The organism is Prosthecobacter sp. (assembly GCF_044226605.1).
Classification (GTDB): domain Bacteria; phylum Verrucomicrobiota; class Verrucomicrobiia; order Verrucomicrobiales; family Verrucomicrobiaceae; genus Prosthecobacter.
The window spans coordinates 209,745-227,467 of the sequence record NZ_JBGAGS010000003.1; the positions used below are offsets into that span (position 1 = coordinate 209,745).

The window sequence follows — 17,723 nt, forward strand, 5'->3', positions numbered from 1 at the left end:
GACGTGGAAAACGAATTCTTTGCGCATGAAGACACCTCTATATCACTCCCTGGCCCTGCTGGCACTGTGCCTCGCGGCCTGCGAGAAAAAGCCCGCGGGACCGCCGCCGGCGGCCATGGGCCCCATGGGACCCGTCGAGGTGGGAGTGCTGACCATCGCCACCGCGCCCGTCACCCTGACGCAGGATCTGCCGGGCCGTATTTCCGCCATTCGTGTGGCGGAGGTGCGCGCGCGTGTGAGCGGCATCGTGCTGAAACGCCTCTTTAAAGAAGGCAGCGATGTGAAGGAAGGGCAGGTGCTCTACGAGATCGACCCCGCGCAGTATCAGGCGTCCTACGACAGCGCCATGGGCACCCTGGCCAGCGCCGAGGCCAGGCTGAACTCCGCGCAGCTCAAGCTCAATCGCATTCAGGGCCTGGTGGCCTCCAACGCGGTGAGCAAGCAGGACTTTGATGAGGCCTCCGGTGCACAAAAGGTCAATCAGGCCGAGGTCATGCAGGCCAAGGCGGCGGTGCAGACGGCCAAGATCAATCTCGACTACACCAAGGTCACCGCGCCGATCACCGGCCGCATCGGCATCTCGCAGGTGACTGAGGGGGCCTTCGTCCGCACAGACCAGGCCACGCTGCTCACCACGGTGCAGCAGCTTGACCGTGTGTATGTGGATGTGAACCAGCCGAGCAGCGATCTGCTGCGGCTGAAGCAGGCGCTGGCGAGCGGCAAGCTGAAGGCGGATGCCTCCGGCCAGCCACGGGTGAAGCTGGTGCATGAAAGCGGCGACATCTATCCCGAGGAAGGCTCCCTGGAGGTCGCCGACGTCACGGTGAACACGCTGACCAATTCCGTCACCGTACGCGCCGTTTTCCCCAATCCGCGCAATGACCTGCTGCCCGGCATGTTTGTGCGTGCGCGTCTCGAAGAAGGCACCACGCCGGATGCAATCCTGGTGCCGCAGCTTGCGGTGAGCCGTAATTCAAAGGGTGAACCCACCGCCATGGTCATCGGTGCGGGGAGCAAGGTGGAGCTGCGCGTGCTGGAGACTCCGCGCGCGGTGGGCAACCAATGGCTGGTCACCTCCGGGCTGAAGGCGGGAGACCAGCTCATCATCAACAATCTCCAGAAGATCCGTCCTGGTGCGGAGGTCAAGGTGGCTGCCGCTCCGCCGGCGGCTGCACCTGCTACCGCCAACGCATCTGCCGCAGCAACCCCTGGCTCTGGCGCCGCCAAGTAATCCACGATGTCCCGCTTCTTCATCGACCGGCCTGTCTTTGCGTGGGTCATCGCCATCATCATCATGCTGGCGGGGGCGCTCTCCATCGAGAGCCTGCCCATCGCGCAGTACCCGAGCATCGCGCCGCCCACCATCGCCATCATCGCGACCTATCCCGGAGCTTCCGCCAAGACGCTGGAAGACACCGTCACGCAGGTCATTGAGCAGAAGCTCAACGGCATCGACCACCTGCGCTACATCGAGTCCGCCAGCACCTCGGACGGCACGGCCACCATCACCGTGACCTTTGATGGCGAGGCCAATGCCGACACCGCGCAGGTGCAGGTGCAGAACAAGGTGGCGCTGGCCATTCCTTCGCTGCCGCTGGAAGTGCAGCAGCAGGGCGTGCAGGTGAACAAATCCGTGCGCAATTTCCTCATCGTGGTGGGCCTCATCTCCACGGACGGCAGCATGAGCAACACTGACCTCGCGGACTACAACGCCAGCGTCATGCGCGATCCCATCAGCCGTCTGCAGGGCGTGGGAGAGATCCAGGCCTTCGGCACGCAGTATGCCATGCGCATCTGGCTGGATCCCGACAAGCTGAACAAATACCAGCTTTCCACCAATGACGTCCTCCTGGCCGTGCGTGCACAGAATGCGCAGGTCTCCGCCGGTGCGCTGGGGGCGCTGCCGGCCACGCAGGGGCAGCTTCTCAATGCCACCGTCATGGCGCAGAGCCGCCTGCAGACACCGGAACAGTTCGGCGGCATTCTCCTGCGCGTCAGCCAGGACGGCTCGCGTGTATTTCTGCGCGATGTCGCGCGCACGGAGCTGGGCAGTGAATCCTACAACGTCATGGCGCGCTACAATGGCATGCCCGCCAGCGGCATGGCCATCCGCCCAGCGCTCGGCGCCAATGCGCTGGCGACGGTGGACATCGTGAAGAAAAAGGTGGAGGAGCTTTCGCAGTTCTTCCCGCCCGGCGTGAAGGCCATCTATCCCTACGACACCACGCAGTTTGTCCGCATTTCGGTGAACGAGGTGGTGAAGACGCTCATCGAGGCCATCATCCTCGTCTTCGTGGTCATGTTCATCTTCCTGCAAAGCTGGCGCGCCACGCTCATCCCCACCATCGCCGTGCCGGTGGTGCTTCTGGGCACCTTTGGTGTCATGGCGGCGGCGGGTTATTCCATCAATACGCTCACGTTGTTTGGCCTCGTGCTCGCCATCGGCCTGCTGGTGGACGATGCCATCGTCGTGGTGGAAAACGTCGAGCGTGTGATGCAGGAGGAGGGCCTCTCGCCGAAGGAGGCCACGCGCAAATCCATGGACCAGATCAGCGGCGCGCTGGTGGGCATCGGCCTGGTGCTCAGCGCGGCCTTTGTGCCCATGGCCTTCTTCACGGGGTCCAGCGGCGTCATTTACCGGCAGTTCTCGCTCATCATCGTCAGCTCCGTGGTGCTCTCCGTGCTGGTGGCGCTCATCCTCACGCCCGCGCTGTGCGCCACCCTGCTCAAACCGGTGGCAAAGGATCATGGCATCAACAAGCGCGGGCCGTTTGGCTGGTTCAATCGCGCCTTTGAACGCACCGCAGACCACTACACCCATGCCGTGGGCAAGTTCCTGAAGCATTACGTGCTCGCCCTCATCCCCTATGCGGCCATCGCCGCGGCCGTGGTTTACCTCTTTGAGCGTGCGCCCACCGGCTTCCTGCCGGATGAAGACACCGGCGTGCTGTTTGCCATGGCGCAGCTTCCGCCCGGCTCCACCCGCGAGCAGTCCGATGCCGTGCTGAAGAAAATGGAAAACCATTTCTTCGAGGAGGAAAAGGATGTGGTGGAAGGCGGCTTTGGCGTGCTGGGTTTCAGCTTCAGCGGCAATGCGCAGAACCAGGTGCTCATGTTTGTAAAGCTCAAGCCCTGGGAGGAGCGCAAGCTGCCTTCGCAAAAGGTGAAGGCCATCCAGATGCGTGCCCTGGGCAAGTTTGGGCAGATCAAGGAGGCGCTGGCCTTTGCCTTCGCACCGCCTGCCGTTTTGGAACTCGGCACCGCGACAGGTTTTGACCTGCGTCTCGTCGATCTCGGAGGACTCGGGCATGATGCGCTCATGGACGCGCAGGGCCAGCTCCTCGGCATGTCTGCCAAGAATCCCGTCCTCACCTCTGTGCGTCCGAATGGTCTGGCGGACACGTCGGTGTATCAGATCGATGTCGACCAGGAAAAGGCCAGCGCACTGGGCCTCTCCCTCTCGGACATCAACTCCTCCCTCAGCACCATCCTCGGCTCCACCTATGTCAATGATTTCATCGACAAGAACCGCGTGAAGCGCGTGATGATGCAGGGAGACGCGCCCTTCCGCATGCTGCCGGAAGATATTAATCGCTGGTATGTGCGGAACGCCCAGGGCGGCATGGTGCCGTTCTCCGCATTCTCCTCCGCCTCCTGGAAGATGGGATCGCCCAAGCTCGAGCGCTTCAATGGCTCCTCATCCCTCTCCATTCAGGGCGAGCCCGCCCCCGGCCACAGCTCCGGCGAGGCCATCCAGGAGATCCTGAAGATGTCGAAATCGCTGCCCACCGGCATCGGCGTCGCCTGGGCCGGACTCTCGTATGAAGAACAGCTCTCCGGGTCCAAGGCCACCTCCGTTTACATCATCGCCCTGCTCATGGTTTTCCTCTGCCTGGCCGCCTTGTATGAGAGCTGGGCCATCCCGTTCTCCGTGATGATGGACATGCCCCTGGGCGCCCTCGGCGTAGTGGCTGCCACGCAATGGCGCGGCATGCCCAATGACATCTATTTCCAGATCGGCCTCATCACCATCATCGGCCTCTCCGCCAAGAATGCCATTCTTGTGGTGGAGTTTGCCAAGGAGCACTTCGATCAAGGGGCCACTCTCATCGATGCCGCGCTGCACGCCGTCCGCCAGCGCCTGCGCCCCATTTTGATGACCTCCATCGCCTTCGGCCTCGGCGTGCTCCCGCTCGCCATCAATACCGGCGCGGGTTCCGGCAGCCAGAACGCCATCGGCACCGGCATCGTCGGCGGCGCGGTGACCACCACGCTGCTGGGCCTGTTCTTCGTGCCGCTGTACTTTGTGGTGATCCTCCGTCTCTTCCGCGTGAAGCCGACAAAGGCGGAGGCAAAGTAAAGTTCCGCGTTGCGTCGCAACTGGGCTTGCTCAATCCACCATCGTCCACGAGCGCTTCGCCGGGAAGTACTCATGGCGATACCACGCCGGCTGGAAATACAGGGAGAATGTGCCGTCCGGCTGCCGCTTGTAGGAAATCGGGTAGGTCTTGAACGTGGTAGTCGGCAGCGCAGACTCGATGCCCTCCAGCGACTCTGGCAGCGCACCATCATGCCCACGCTGATACTCAGCGATGGCCGCCGCCAGTCTCTCCACCCGCGCCTTGGTGGGGCTTAGGTCAATGTCGCGCCGCAGCTGCCCCGACACGGCCGCGAGCACCATCGCCACCCCAAGTGCGATGCTGTCGCGCAAGGCCCTGAGCGGCCTCCCTGCCTTGAGACCTCCGTGCCAGATGCAAACCAGCACGACCAGCCCAAGCCCACTCGCCGCCACCATCCATCCCGCAGCGGCCCAGGCATCTTCGCCTTTCCAAGCGGCCAAGAGCGCCAGCGCAGCCGCCAGCACTCCCAAAACAAGCAGCACCCAGCGGCTGGCGGTCGAAGAAACGTCAGGCGAAGAGGTCATAGGCTGAGCCATAAGCCCTGAGCGTTTCCGCTCAACCCCCAATCTTCCCCAACTCCCAGGCGCCTCTCCTTCCGACATCAACTGCAAACCAGCGCAAACAACCGCCAACCATTGCAAACTTCCCCCAGCAATTGCCATTTGCACGACCGCTCACTCCCGTTACTCTGCACCGCCTCCATTTCACATGAAAACCGCCTCGTTCCTCTTCTGCGCCGCCCTCGTTCTCGCCTCCGCTTCCTGCGACAAGCACTCCTTTGAAGAAACCAAGGTGCTGCATGAAGGCATGCACAAGGGTCATAGCCCGGAGCACGACGCGCACGCCGGCCCTGCTGACCATGGTGACAAGAAGGGCCACTAAGCCCGTCTCCGCCCCTGCATGCGCCGCTTCACCGTCATCGGCCTCCTGGCCTTGACGACCCTGGCCACGGGCTGCGCGTTTCTGCGCACCTGCTGGGCGCGCATGGCCCCGGCCATCGCCTCCACCGGCGGCAGAGACCTGCACATCCGGCTCCCGGACAGCGGCAAAACGCATCTGCAGAATGATAAACGCTGGGCGGCTGACCAGCTCGGCAGCTCCACCGGCACCCTGGGCAGCCATGGCTGCCTCGTCTCCAGCGTGGCGATGGCCTGCACCGACCTCGGTGTGGAACTCACGCCCAAAGAGCTGAACGAGCGCCTGAAAAAAGCCGACGGCTTCCTGCCCCAAGGCTGGGTGGTGTGGAACGCCATCCCCAAGGTGACCGAAAGCAGGCTCACCGCCGATTTCCACCCCGCCTCCAGCCACAAGGTCATGGACAAGGCCCTGGAGCAGGGCTCCTACCCCGTCGTCAAATACTTCCTTCTCGGCGGCGTCCAGCACTGGTGCGTCATCGTCGGCAAAGAAGGCCAGGAATACCTCGCCCGCGATCCCCTGCGCGATGACAAAGAGCCGGTGACGCTTTCCAACCTGACGGCGAAGATCTATGCGGTGCGGGTGATCCGAAAGGCGGAGTGACACGCGCATGCCCAGCACGGGTAGGGCGGCTGGTCCCCCAGCCGCCGTGGCCCAGCGTGTGATGAAATACCACGGTAGGACATGCGCCGCTTCCGCAAGCCGCAAGCTCGCTGCCGCCGCGCTCCGCTTCCACGGTTTCCATTCGTGCCTTTCCATCCCCTGGCGCTGAGAGCCGGGGACAGCCCTCCCTGCCTCTCGCGCAGGGCACGCGCATGCCCCTCACTCGCGATCAGATCTCATAGTCCAGCGTGCAGCCGAGGGTGATCCGTTCCGTCATTTTTCCCTCGTTTTGCTTTCTCGGATCGGTGGCTTCCAATACAGCGGCGAAACGGCTATGGTAGGACCCCGGCCCCTTTTTGGTGACCTTTTCGGTGTTGGGGATCATCCATAGCTTGAACTCCTTTCCGCCGGCATTCAGCACCAGAAAGTACACCTGGTTTTCCGGGTCACGGACCACCGTCTGCGATGATGATTCGACATTCGGAATCGTGTAGGTCTCGCCATCTATCGTCAGCTTCACAAAGCTGATAGGGCCTTCGATATCACCCACACGCAATTCAAATGCCGTCCTGCCGGATTCGGTCTTGCCGCGGATGACCGCATCGGCGCTGCCTGCCATGAGCGGGTTGCTGATGAGGAGCAGGAGGAAGAGAAAGGGGAGGGTGCGGTTCATGAAAATTCAAGTGAGGTTATGAAGTCCGAGCTTTAGATCAGGCACCTGCTGATACCACTGCTCAAAGTCCTGCCAAAGGTCGTCAGGAATGCGGTCCATGGCTCCAGCGATGACAGCGCGATCCGTTGTGGCGGCTCCCACGGGGCGCGGGTCGAAGTCGCCCCAGCGGGCGGCGTCTGCTGTCGGGCCTCTGGAATAAAGCGCTGCAGTGGCCAGGCGGCAGCCTACCACCTTCTGGTGTTTCGCCAGGCTTGCCGCTGGCACCTTGATGATCTTGATCGCCGGATGAGATTCAAAGCCCGTTCTGAGATCGGTGCCGACCGCCAGGACCAGCGGCTTGACGGAGATGACCATGGCCGGGCAGACATCGCCGGAGGCGAAGTGCTCGCGCACACGCACCCAGTACAGCCAGTTCATGATCAGCAGCGGCACCGCCAGCAGCCACCAGCCCCAGCCGTGGTAAAGCGCGAGAAATAGAAACGCGAGCAATGGCGCTCCCCAGAGCAGCGGCCACTTCGGGTAGCAGATCAGCCACTGGAGCCGGTTGAGGCGAATCTTTCCAGGCGTGGATGCCGCCGTGTTATTGTCTACGGTCAGACTTGCCTTCGCGAGCGGCGTGTCATCATCCGCCGGCAGGATTTCCGTGCCATTGTAGTACAGCACTTTCAGCCACGTGGGGCGTCCGGCCGTGGCCTGAAACACGGCAATGCCGTGCCGCACTTCGGAAAGCAGGTCCGCAGGGATCACCTCGCCCGGGTGAATGACCACCTGCGGGTTCTGGTTCCAGAAGTTCTGCAGATGGAATTCCGCATCTGCCAGCGCGTAGGTGACTCGGCCTGAAACGCCAGCTTCCACCGGCACCTCCGTCACCGCCTCCAGCATGCGGTAAGCAGTGGGAATGCCATCGATGAATCGTTCGGGACCGCGCGGTGTGCTCATAGGGCTTGGAATCTGCAACAGGTGATATGAGGGGCAGAATAAGAGCCTTTTATACGACAATCTAAAACTCCGCAATGCAGCGATGCTGCCGTGCCAAAGGCGTCCGCGCGGAGTTGCGATCCCGACAACGTGTTGTTGTTTCACGACACAACGGTGAAATCCCTTTTTCACACCGACCTGAAGGAACTGACGGCGCAGGAGCGGAAGTCTCTTTTCGGCAAGGACCCGTTTGAAGACCTCTGACCGTGCCTGCCCATGGCGATGCCATGAGGTCCGCTCACGGTGAAAAGTCCGCGATGATCTGATCGATCCAGCTTTGATACCATGCCTCGAATGTGGGGGTTGGCTCGAGTTCGGGCAGTGGTGGCCTTGGGCGTCTGGAGCCTATGAGGCCAGTCGGACGGTGGCCGGGAATCCATACCCCGGATTCACTGATGTCCCAAACCGAACCGGGTGCGTCTCCGGTGACTTGCAGCACGCTGTAGTATTCGCAGCCTTGGGAGCAGATGGGCAGGCACCCGGCCAGCGGCCATGCTGCGGTGATCCACGGCTCGCTTTCTCCCGCGATGCTGCGATTGCGGCAGTTCTGCGCGTCCGCCAGCGTCAGCGGGAATGGATCGGAGATGCGTGGCGGCGGGAGGTTTTCGGGTTCCAGACACTCATGCAACGACTCCAGCTCCTTCCGGATCGCAGCAGGACTCCACAACCCGTAATACGGCCCCGCGCCATGACCGAAAGTTAAAAGGTGGTCGCGATAAGTCGCAGGCAATGAAACGCCGCACCACGCCTCAAACTCGGCGAGTTCATCGGCACTTACCTGGGTGAGTTCGTAATGATGATAGTCAGCGCCAAAGATCTCCTGTTTGCGGTCCAGGGTGCGAACCGCGCTGAGCCTGTCGCCTGTGGGACTGGAGTCTTGGTGTTTGAGGGGCTGCATAGGCATGGTTATTAGCGCCATGAACAGATGTTGTCCTGCCAGGTCTTGGGATCGCGGTCTGGGCCGGAGGAGTAGATCAGTGCGTTGAACGGAAGGGTCGCAGGCGACGGATTGGCTTTGCACTTTGCCGCATATGCGTAGTTCGATTGATCCGCACCGAATTCTGGGTTGGCAACCATGCTGTCCACGTTCGCATCGAGCACGATGTAATACGGCTCGCCCCAGGGGTCGCTGAGCACTCTTTCGGTGCCATCGCGCCAGAGGCCAAACTGGCGGTTTTTGGCGGGAGGCGGCTCCAAAAGTTTGAGTCCGTGGAGACTGTTTGACGGTGCTCCTTCTTTGCCGATGAGCATGGTCAGAAATGGGTCTCGCGTGCGGACGATAAGATCCTGATCGCGCCGGGCGTCTTGGGGGATGGGAAGGCGGTTCCATTCCACTTCGTGCATTTGAATGGCTGCTCGAATCTCGCTGATCTGTGCTTTGGTCTGCCGGTATAGGTCCCGAAGCAAGACACAGCCACGTTGCAGATTGAAGAGGCCATAGAGAATCAGGACGATTACCCCCATGGCGATAGCGATCCTGTTCAAAGACAGTCGACCTCTTGGGCGCGATTCGTCACTCATACCACGCTTGTACCTGGCCTAGCCGCTCTCTGTCGAGTTCCAAATCAATGACGCTGTCTTGTCTCGACCGCGACTGCTCCACCATTCCGTCAGCGGCCGTCGAACGTCTCGTGGTTTTCGCGGACTTTCCCCGCCTGCGGAAAGCGGTAGCTGCGGTCGTTCCTCCCTGCGCGACCGCACTCCAAATTTGCTGTGTGAGCGAATGCCGCCATTCGGACCGAAGAGAAGCCGAGATAGACAGCGGTAGGCCGCTGCGAGTGGGTGGAGTGTCGAGGATCAATGCGGTACGCGAAGCTGCCGCCTCCGAGCGTCCCGTGGTGTGTGTGAAGTGCCCGGTGGCAAACGTTCCGTGCAAGACTGAGGTTGTCGTCTGTCTGACAAACACCCTTGGCTTGCCTGCACCGCACTACTGCGCAAACCCCGGCGGCTGATTGTCCTCCCAGGTCGCGGGATCTCCATCCTTTCCGGCGGAGAAGATGACGATGCGTGCGGACAGCTCCTTCTGTGTCGCGCCGGGCTTCGGCGGCACTGTCATGAGTTCGGGGTTGGGGACTTTGCCGTCGTTGTTGAAGTCGCACACGATGTACCAGAGCGAGCCCCAGCCGTCTTTGTTGGGCGTTGCGGGATTCCATGGCATGCCGATCTTTTTTACCAGAGCTTCGTCAAACTGCCAGTCCGTGCGCATCAGCACCTCATCGCGCGGGCTTGCCGCGCCGATCTTTGAAGCCACGTATTCAGGCGTGAGAAACTCGCGCATACTCCCCATCATGAAGTCGGTGCCCTTCCAGGGGCCGTACTCGATGGACCGCTTTTGTCCGACGTAGGCGACAAACCAATACACCAGAACAGCGACGATCACCACGATCATCCCGCGTCTGAAGCTCCAAAGCTTTTGCCTGTCCGTGCGCGTGCTCACACCACCAGCCCCGCGGCGGCCACGAGCGTCTCTTCATTGACGATCTTGCCAGTGAGGTCGGGTTTGCAGTCGGACTTGAGTTCGTCGCGGAACTTTTTGATGAAGCTCTGGGTGGGCCAGGAGGCGGCTTCGCCGAAGGCGCAGATGGTCTTGCCTTCGATCTGATTGGCCACGGTCTCCAGGGTGTCCACGTCATCGGGGCTGGCGTCGCCGCCCACGATGCGGTCGCTGATCTTCTTCATCCACAGGCTGCCTTCGCGGCAGGGGGTGCACTGGCCGCAGGACTCGTGCGCGTAGAAGGCGTTCAGATTATTGATGACCCACGTCATGCTGCGGCTGTCGTCCATGATGATGACGCCGCCGGAGCCTGCCATGGTGCCGCACTGCGCCATGGTGTCGAAGTCCATCGGGATGTCCATAATGCCGAGTTCGCGACCGTCCTTGAGCTTGTACTTTTCATCCGCACGCAGCACCTTGGAGGAGCTGCCTCCAGGGATGATGGCCTTCAGTTTGCGGCCGGGCTTGAGGCCGCCGCAGAGATCGTTGATGACCTCGCCCATGGTGACCTTGCCGACTTCGACTTCGTAGTAGCCGGGCTTCTGCACGTCGCCGCTGACGCAGAGGATGCGGGTTCCAGTGTTGTTTGGTGTGCCGAGCTTGGCGTACTCCGCGCCGCCCATCTCGATGATGTGCTTCACGTGGCAGAGGGATTCCACGTTGTTCACGATGGTGGGGCTCATGTAGAGGCCCAGCGCCGCTGGGAAGTACGGGGGCTTGATGCGAGGGTAGGGGCGCTTGCCTTCGAGGGACTCGATGAGGCCGGTTTCCTCGCCGCAGATGTAGGCGCCCGCGCCGCGGTGCACGTAGATCTCGCAGTCAAAGCCGGAACCGAGGATGTTCTTGCCGAGGAAGCCCTTTTCGTGCGCTTCAGCGATGGCCTTTTCGAGAATCTTGGCGGCGTAGGGGAATTCTTCGCGCACGTAGATGTAAGACAATTTGGCGCCCACGGCGAAGCAGGCGATGGTCATGCCTTCGATCAGCTGATGCGGATCCTGGTGCATGATGTAGCGGTCCTTGAAGGTGCCGGGCTCGGATTCGTCCGCGTTGCAGATGAGATAGACCGGCTTGGTGTTCGTCGGTGGGATGAAGCCCCACTTCACACCGGTGGGAAAGCCCGCACCGCCACGGCCGCGCAGGCCGCTGGCCTTCACCTCATTGGTGATGGCGCTGCGCTCCATTTTAAAGGCCTTCTTGAGCTGCTCGTAGCCGCCGTTTTCCAGGTAGCACTCGATGGACGGATTGTATCCGGCGCGATCGATGTTCTTGAAGATCAGGCGTTTTTCACGCGCATGCGGTTCTTTGCCGGGAAGATACTGGACGGGGGAGGCCATGGGGCCAGTATCCGAGTGTGAATAAGGTGGGCAACTGGGATTTGTGAAAAATTTCACAAGGGGGAGGCGGAGCAGCCTGGGCCCGATTGGGGGGATAGGTCCCGAAAGGTCCCATTTTGCGCGGCGCATCACCTGCCGCCCACCGTCCCAGCTTCCTCTGTCACCGTCCGCCCGTTTTCGACCAGCAGTTCCAGCCCGCACAGCTTCCCGATCACTGGCACAAAGTGCGCCACATACCACAGGCTCCCCTCCTTCTGCCCCTCCTGCGGATAGCTCACATCGTAGTGCAGACTCAGAGACCAGCAACCCGCAGGACCCGAGCCGCCGCTCTGCCACACCGTCGCTTTCCGCAGCCGCCCGTTCTCGATCCCCCGCCTCCTCAAGTCCTCGCGAATCGCCCGCCGCGCCTGCGCCCGCATCCACAGCCCTCGCACCAGCAGCCATGCCAGCAGGCAGACGTAGGCCCCAATCGCGATCTCAATAAAAATCCTCATGCTCTGTGCTTTGCGCAGTCCCAGTACAGCCCGCACCCGCGCTGCCACCGTTCAGGCTCCTCTATATCTTACCATCGCCACGCTGCACAGGCCGGAATAGGTTCCATAAGGACTCTTTTCTGGAAAGCTCTGTGCTTCACGCGCTGTACTCTGCCCATGCGCCTTTCCGCCCCCAGTTCCCTCTGCCTGGCCCTGCTGCTGCTCGCTGCGGCGGGCGTTGCCTTGGGCAAAAAGGATGAGGGACCCAAGCCGGTGCCGTGGTCCTTCGCGCCGCTGAAGCGCGGCCCGCTGCCGCAGGTGAAGGACAAGGCCTGGCCGCAGACGCGCATCGACTACTACATTCTCGCCAAGATGGAGGCCGCGGGGCTGAAGCCCGCGCCGCGTGCGGACTCACGCGTGCTGCAGCGTCGGCTCTCCTTTGACCTTACCGGCCTGCCCCCGGCAGAGCAGGGGACTGCGGCAAACTGGAGCCGCGCGATGGATGAAACCCTGCGCAGCCCGCACTACGGCGAGCGCTGGGCGCGCCACTGGCTCGATCTCGCCCGTTATGCCGATGAGACGCCGAACTGGCTGGACTCCACCAAGTACTCCTACCTCTACCGCGACTGGGTGGTGCAGGCGCTGAATGAGGACATGCCCTACAACCGCTTTGTGCTGCGCCAGCTTGCCACCGATTTCCTGCCCGAGTGCGGCCCGCAGGATCGCGTGGCGCTGGGCTTCATCGGCCTGAGCCCCACGTATTTCAAAGAGCTGCAACTCCCGCCCGAGATCATCAAGACGACCGTCGCAGACGAATGGGAGGAGCACGTGGATGCCATCGGCCGCACCTTCCTCGGCCTCACGCTCGCCTGCGCCCGCTGCCACGATCACAAGTCCGACCCCATCACCGCGCAGGACTATTACGCGCTCGCGGGCGTTTTCGCCTCCGTGAAGATCTCCGAGGTGCCCACCATGAAGGACGAGCTCTGGAAGCCCGTGGCCAAGGCGCGCGCCGATGTGGCCGCGCTGGAAAAGCAGATCGCTGACCTCAAGAAAAAGAAGCCCGCCGACCTGGCCAGGCAGATGCAGGACTGCGAAGCCAAGATCGCCACGCTGAAGAGCACGCCGCACTTCAACATGCCCATGGCCAACGCCGTGGAGGAGGCCGCCCTCTACGTGGTGAACAAGGAAAAAGAGCACGGCACCAAGCTCGACTACAAGATGGGCATGGCGCGCGACCTTGAACTCATGAAGCGCGGCAATCCGAACGACCTCGGCGAGACCGTGCCGCGCCGCTTCCTCTCCATGTTTCCCAGCAAGACCGGCCTGCCGCGCAAATTCACCACCGGCAGCGGCCGTCTGGAGCTGGCGCAGGCCATCACCGAAGATGCCGCACCATTGACCGCGCGCGTCATCGTCAATCGCGTGTGGAAGCACCATTTCGGCCGCGGCTTGGTCGATACGCCGAGCGAATTCGGCAACCTCGGCGAAGCCCCCACGCACCCGGAACTGCTCGATGACCTCACGGGTCGCTTCATGGAGCACGGCTGGTCCCTCAAGTGGCTGCACCGCGAAATCCTGAACTCCGCCACCTGGCAGCAAAGCAGCGTGGCCGCCGCCTCCGAGCAGCGCGATCCCGAAAACAAGTTCTACGCCCGCATGCTTCGCCGTCGGCTCGACTGGGAATCCTGGCGCGATGCGATCCTCAGCGCCACGGGGCAGATCGATCTCAAGCTCGGCGGCCCCGCCTCCTCCATCAGCGCTCCCGCCAACGTGCGCCGCTCCCTTTACGGTGCCGCCGACCGCCAGGACATGGACCCGATGCTCCGCATCCACGATGTGCCCGATCCCGGCGCGCACAATCCCTGGCGCACCGAGACCATCACCCCGCTGCAGGGCTTGTTTGCGCTCAATTCCCCCTTCATGCAGCAGCAGTCCGCCGTGCTCGGGAAGTGGGCCATGGAGCATCGCGTGGAGGACGTCTATGCGCGTTTGTTTGGCCGTGCGCCGAGCGCGCGAGAAAGCGAAGTGGCGCAGGCATTTGTCAGCGGGAGAGAGAAAGACCCCGCTGTATGGGCGCAATACGCCCAGGCCCTGCTGGCGGGGAACGAGATGCTGTTTGTGGATTGAGGGTGGCTTCACCCGCCCAGCGCGAAGGTAGGGAGGGCTGTCCTCAGCCCTCCGCGAGGGCGAGAAAAAGGAGCAAGTGATGACCGGCGGCAGCTGAGACCAGCGAGCCCAGCAGTGCAACGTTTGCAGCACGCGGAGACCGATGCCCTATCTGGGTATTTTCCACCCGCCAAACCCGGCGGCTTGAGGACAAGCCGCCCTACCTGCGCTGGGTTTTCGAGCGCCCAGCGCGAAGGTAGGGAGGGCTGTCCTCAGCCCTCCGCGAGAGCGAGTAGAACGCGCGAGTGCTGACCGGCGGCGCCGGAGCTCAGTGCTTGCAGCGGGTGCAGCGGCTGCATCGGAGCCCGGCTCTCTCCTTCATGGGGAAGCTGGCTCCTACTCCCTCTCCCCGTCCTTCGGCGCCTCCAGCACACTCACCACCACCGCTGTATCCGGGGCCTTCCCGGAATAAAAGGAAAGGTAATGCGTGTCCCCGATCACCGTGGCGTTCACATTGCCTGCATCAATCGTGCTGTCGCTGCCGGCGGCCACGGCTTCGGGTGCGGGCCATTGCAGCGGGTGGGTGAAGACGGCCTCCGGCTTCACCACTCGTCGCCAGAGGATGCCGGCTTTGCCGCGCTGGTAGTAGTAGTTGCTGATGAGGCCGGTCTTGGCATCGAGGATAAGGCTGGGGGTGGAGATGACGACGTTGCTGATGTTGGTCTGCTCGCGCTTCCAGGTCTTGCCGTAATCGGTGGAGGTCATCTGAAACTGAGAACGCAGGGTGGTGGACTCTCCCGCTTCGGTGCGGCCGATGGCGAGGAGTTTGCCCTCACCGAGATACACGGCGGAGGGCTCGGTGGGCCACTGCGCTTTCGTCAGGCCGTTCTCGATGGTCGTTTGCGTCCAGGTCTTGCCATCGTCCGTGCTCGTCAGCGTTCCCCAGGAGTGTACGGGGCCTTCATCGCCGTAGTTTCCGGCAAACCACAGCGCCATGAGGCCAACTGTGGGCACGGGGAAGACATCCGTAATCTGCACGGGGCGCGGGTCGAGCTGGGGCGTGGTGAGCAGCGTGAACTTCACGCCGTCCGTGCTGCGGTAGAGATCCTGGTGCCACTCCTTGCCCACGCGGCGCACCCAGAGCAGCATCGCGCCGGTGGAATCCAGGCCTTTGCCCACGGGCACATCGCCGTAGCCGGGGGAGTTGGAGACCAGCGTTTCGTCGGTCCAGGTCTTGCCGCGGTCGGTGGACGTGCGCGCGTAGGTGGCGCGGGAGTCTTCATGAATGGTGTGGCCGGAGCCGCGGCTGTACACGCACACCAGCTTGTCGCTCAGGGCCTGCAGCATGGGCCATGAGTTGTAGCCCTTGGCCTCCTGCACCAGCAGCGGTGCGGCGGGGGCTTTGAGGGGCGTCACTTTCACCGCAGCCAGGCCCATCGGGCGCGTGAAGGTGTCGGCAGGGTCCGCGGGCTCGCGCTGAATGCGCAGGCACAGGGGCGCATCGGGCAGCACTTTGTAGTAGGCATTGAGCACGATGTTTCTCGAATGCAGTGGCCCGGCAGGCAGCACGGTGCGCACGGGATCGCCCTGCAGGTGGCGGGTGGTGAAGGGCGCGCCCTCCTCCATCTGGGAAAGGTGCACGCGGTACACATCTTCAAAAGCGGGGCCTGTTTCCGCTTCCGTGCTGGTCACGGTGATCTCCACGCGCACGCCACCGCAGTCGCGCGGCAGGCCGGTCACCACGCCGCACACGGACTGTCCGTCCGTGCCGCCGGAAAGCGACCACACCGGGATGTGCGTGGAGCCGCTGGACATCAGCACCAGCGAGGGCTTGCCCGTGGCGATGGAAAGCTGGCTGGCATTCAGAAAAAGCGGCGCGTCTTCCGTCTTGAAACTGCTGAGCGTGGAGGCTAGCAGCATAATAGAGTCCGTCTTGGTTCGTTCCGCGACCTTGTCGGGCGTGGCACTGTTGAGGGTGGTTGCGAGCATCACAATGAAGAGCAGGGACAGGGAACGGTGCATGGGGAGATGTCGGCAGGAGTGATTGGGTGGTCAAGTGGGGCCACGATGTGCAGGATCAGGGCCGAACCTTAGATCTTTAAATTTCACAAATATTCCCGCCTTTACACCCGCCCATCTGAGGCCATCCTGCCCGCCCCTTTTTCCGACCTATCGCAATGACCACGACCACCAAGCTCGATCCCAAATTCCTCGCACTTCTTGCTGATACCGCGCAGAAACTCCAGGCGCTTGAAATCCAGCCCCGCGTGCTCGATGAGGCCGCGCCCGCGCTGACCACCACCGCCACGGAACTGGGGCAGCAGCTGCTCGACTACAGCGTGCAGCTCACCGCCGCCATCGAGGCCAGGGTGTCCGCCGATCTCGCTGCCAAGGAGGCCGCCAAGGCTCAGGCGCTCGCCGAAAAAGAAGCCGCGCGCATCGCCGCGCTGGAGGCCAAGGAGGCCGCCCGCATCGCCAAGGAAGAAGCAGCCGCTGCTGCCAAAGCGCAGGCCCTGCTGGAGCTGGAGGCCATGCGCGCCGCCGCCGCCGCCGTGAAGGCCAAGGAACTCGCCGAAAAGGAAGAGGCCAAAGCCCGCGCTCTGGCCGAGAAAGAGGCCGCCCGACTCGCCAAAGAGCAGGAAGCCGCCGAGAAGATCGCCGCCAAGGAAAAAGCGCAGGCCGAGCGCATGGCCGCCATGCTAGCCGCTGCTGAGGCCAAAGCCAAGGCGCTGGCCCAGAAGGAAGCCGAGAAAGCCGCCGCCGCCGAAGCCAAGGAAGCCGAGCGCCTCGCCAAAGAGCAGGCCGCTGCTGAGAAAGCCGCTGCCAAGGCTCAGGCCGACGCCGAGAAGGAGGCCGCACGCATCGCCGCTGCGGAGGCCAAGGAAGCCGCCCGTCTCGCCAAAGAGCAGGCCGATGCCGAGAAAGCCGCCGCGAAGGAAGCTGAACGTCTCGCTAAAGAGCAGGCCGCCGCCGAGAAGGCTGCCGCCAAGGAGAAGGCCGAAGCCGAGCGCCTGGCCGCCATGCTCGCCGCCGCCGAGGCTAAGGCCGCGCTTCTCGCCCAGAAGGAGGCTGAGAAAGCCGCCGCCGCCGAAGCCAAGGAAGCCGCCCGACTTGCCAAAGAACAGGAGGCCGCTGAGAAAGCTGCCGCCAAAGAGGCCGCTCGCATCGCCAAGGAGCAGGCCGATGCCGAGAAGGCCGCTGCCAAAGCCCAAGCCGAGGCCGCCAAAGAAGCTGCCAAGGAAGCCGCACGCCTCGCCAAAGAGGAGGCCGAGGCCGCCAAAGCCGCCATCAAGGCCCAGGCCGAAGCCGAAAAAGAAGCCCTCCGCGCCGCCGCTGCCGAGTTGAAAGCCAAGCAGCAGGCCGAGAAGGACGCCATCCGCGAAGAGAAGGAAAAACGCGCCGCCGAAGCCGCCGCCGTGAAGGCCGCTCAAGATGCCGAACGCGCCAAATTCACCCAGGCCGAAGAAGAAGCCAAAGCCCGCCGCGCCGAAGCCCGCGCCAAAACCCTGGCCGAATACGAAGCCAAACAGAAAGCCCGTCAGGCCGCCGCCCTCGCCGCCATCCAGGCGGATAAAGCAGCGCTGAAGGCGGAGGCGAAAAAGTAGTCGAGAGCTTTAGCTCGTTCTGGAACCTCCCAAATCATTCATCGTTGCACAGCGCTCATTTGGAGTGCGGTCGCGGAACGAGGAACGAGTGCAGCTACCGCTTTCGAGCGTCTCGTGGCTCGTGGAGGCCTCGTGAGGA

15 protein-coding genes are annotated in these 17,723 nt (G+C 62.8%); 6 read left to right on the top strand and 9 right to left on the bottom strand.

Going from position 1 to position 17,723, the window contains the following annotated elements; translation table 11 throughout:
• The first annotated feature begins 25 nt into the window (after window positions 1–25).
• Window positions 26–1,231: an efflux RND transporter periplasmic adaptor subunit gene (locus ACILSO_RS05350; RefSeq protein ID WP_395736341.1), complete on the top strand. Its 1,206-nt coding sequence runs from the start codon at window positions 26–28 to the stop codon at window positions 1,229–1,231.
• A 6-nt stretch (window positions 1,232–1,237) separates the two neighbouring features.
• Window positions 1,238–4,360 (top strand): efflux RND transporter permease subunit, encoded by a 3,123-nt coding sequence (locus tag ACILSO_RS05355; RefSeq protein WP_395736342.1) that lies wholly within the window; start codon window positions 1,238–1,240, stop codon window positions 4,358–4,360.
• A gap of 30 nt (window positions 4,361–4,390) precedes the next feature.
• Here ACILSO_RS05355 and ACILSO_RS05360 read toward each other — a convergent pair whose 3' ends face one another.
• Window positions 4,391–4,924: a hypothetical protein gene (locus ACILSO_RS05360; RefSeq protein ID WP_395736343.1), complete on the bottom strand. Its 534-nt coding sequence runs from the start codon at window positions 4,922–4,924 to the stop codon at window positions 4,391–4,393.
• A gap of 184 nt (window positions 4,925–5,108) precedes the next feature.
• On the opposite strand from ACILSO_RS05360, the gene ACILSO_RS05365 reads away from it, so the two are divergent.
• Together ACILSO_RS05365 and ACILSO_RS05370 are read left to right on the top strand one after the other, a co-directional pair.
• A complete protein-coding gene (locus ACILSO_RS05365; protein WP_395736344.1) occupies window positions 5,109–5,282 on the top strand; it encodes a hypothetical protein in 174 nt (57 codons plus the stop codon).
• Window positions 5,283–5,300: 18 nt separating this feature from the next.
• Window positions 5,301–5,918 (top strand): hypothetical protein, encoded by a 618-nt coding sequence (locus ACILSO_RS05370; RefSeq protein WP_395736345.1) that lies wholly within the window; start codon window positions 5,301–5,303, stop codon window positions 5,916–5,918.
• 229 nt (window positions 5,919–6,147) lie between these two features.
• Here the strand turns inward: ACILSO_RS05370 and ACILSO_RS05375 are convergent, their stop codons facing one another.
• The 7 genes from ACILSO_RS05375 to ACILSO_RS05405 form a co-directional block, all read right to left on the bottom strand.
• On the bottom strand, window positions 6,148–6,591 hold the full coding sequence (locus tag ACILSO_RS05375; RefSeq protein ID WP_395736346.1) for a hypothetical protein: 444 nt from the start codon (window positions 6,589–6,591) through the stop codon (window positions 6,148–6,150).
• 6 nt (window positions 6,592–6,597) lie between these two features.
• Window positions 6,598–7,530 (bottom strand): DUF3239 domain-containing protein, encoded by a 933-nt coding sequence (locus tag ACILSO_RS05380; protein WP_395736347.1) that lies wholly within the window; start codon window positions 7,528–7,530, stop codon window positions 6,598–6,600.
• A gap of 277 nt (window positions 7,531–7,807) precedes the next feature.
• Window positions 7,808–8,467 (bottom strand): SMI1/KNR4 family protein, encoded by a 660-nt coding sequence (locus tag ACILSO_RS05385; RefSeq protein ID WP_395736348.1) that lies wholly within the window; start codon window positions 8,465–8,467, stop codon window positions 7,808–7,810.
• A gap of 11 nt (window positions 8,468–8,478) precedes the next feature.
• The gene (locus tag ACILSO_RS05390; RefSeq protein WP_395736349.1) at window positions 8,479–9,033 is read right to left on the bottom strand and encodes a hypothetical protein; all 555 of its coding nucleotides are present in this window, start codon (window positions 9,031–9,033) and stop codon (window positions 8,479–8,481) included.
• Between the two features lie 463 nt (window positions 9,034–9,496).
• On the bottom strand, window positions 9,497–10,006 hold the full coding sequence (locus ACILSO_RS05395) for a hypothetical protein (protein ID WP_395736350.1): 510 nt from the start codon (window positions 10,004–10,006) through the stop codon (window positions 9,497–9,499).
• Complete coding sequence (nuoF, locus tag ACILSO_RS05400; RefSeq protein WP_395736351.1) at window positions 10,003–11,397, bottom strand: NADH-quinone oxidoreductase subunit NuoF; 1,395 nt, start codon at window positions 11,395–11,397, stop codon at window positions 10,003–10,005. Before nuoF ends, ACILSO_RS05395 begins: the two co-directional genes overlap by 4 nt.
• A gap of 128 nt (window positions 11,398–11,525) precedes the next feature.
• A complete protein-coding gene (locus tag ACILSO_RS05405) occupies window positions 11,526–11,891 on the bottom strand; it encodes a hypothetical protein (protein ID WP_395736352.1) in 366 nt (121 codons plus the stop codon).
• A 156-nt stretch (window positions 11,892–12,047) separates the two neighbouring features.
• Here ACILSO_RS05405 and ACILSO_RS05410 point away from each other — a divergent pair, with 156 nt between their 5' ends.
• A complete protein-coding gene (locus tag ACILSO_RS05410) occupies window positions 12,048–14,000 on the top strand; it encodes a DUF1549 and DUF1553 domain-containing protein (RefSeq protein ID WP_395736353.1) in 1,953 nt (650 codons plus the stop codon).
• A 375-nt stretch (window positions 14,001–14,375) separates the two neighbouring features.
• On the opposite strand, the gene ACILSO_RS05415 is transcribed toward ACILSO_RS05410, so the two are convergent.
• Window positions 14,376–16,001: a sialidase family protein gene (locus ACILSO_RS05415; RefSeq protein ID WP_395736354.1), complete on the bottom strand. Its 1,626-nt coding sequence runs from the start codon at window positions 15,999–16,001 to the stop codon at window positions 14,376–14,378.
• 155 nt (window positions 16,002–16,156) lie between these two features.
• Between ACILSO_RS05415 and ACILSO_RS05420 the strand changes: the two genes are divergently transcribed.
• On the top strand, window positions 16,157–17,584 hold the full coding sequence (locus tag ACILSO_RS05420) for a hypothetical protein (protein ID WP_395736355.1): 1,428 nt from the start codon (window positions 16,157–16,159) through the stop codon (window positions 17,582–17,584).
• Window positions 17,585–17,723 lie beyond the last annotated feature (139 nt).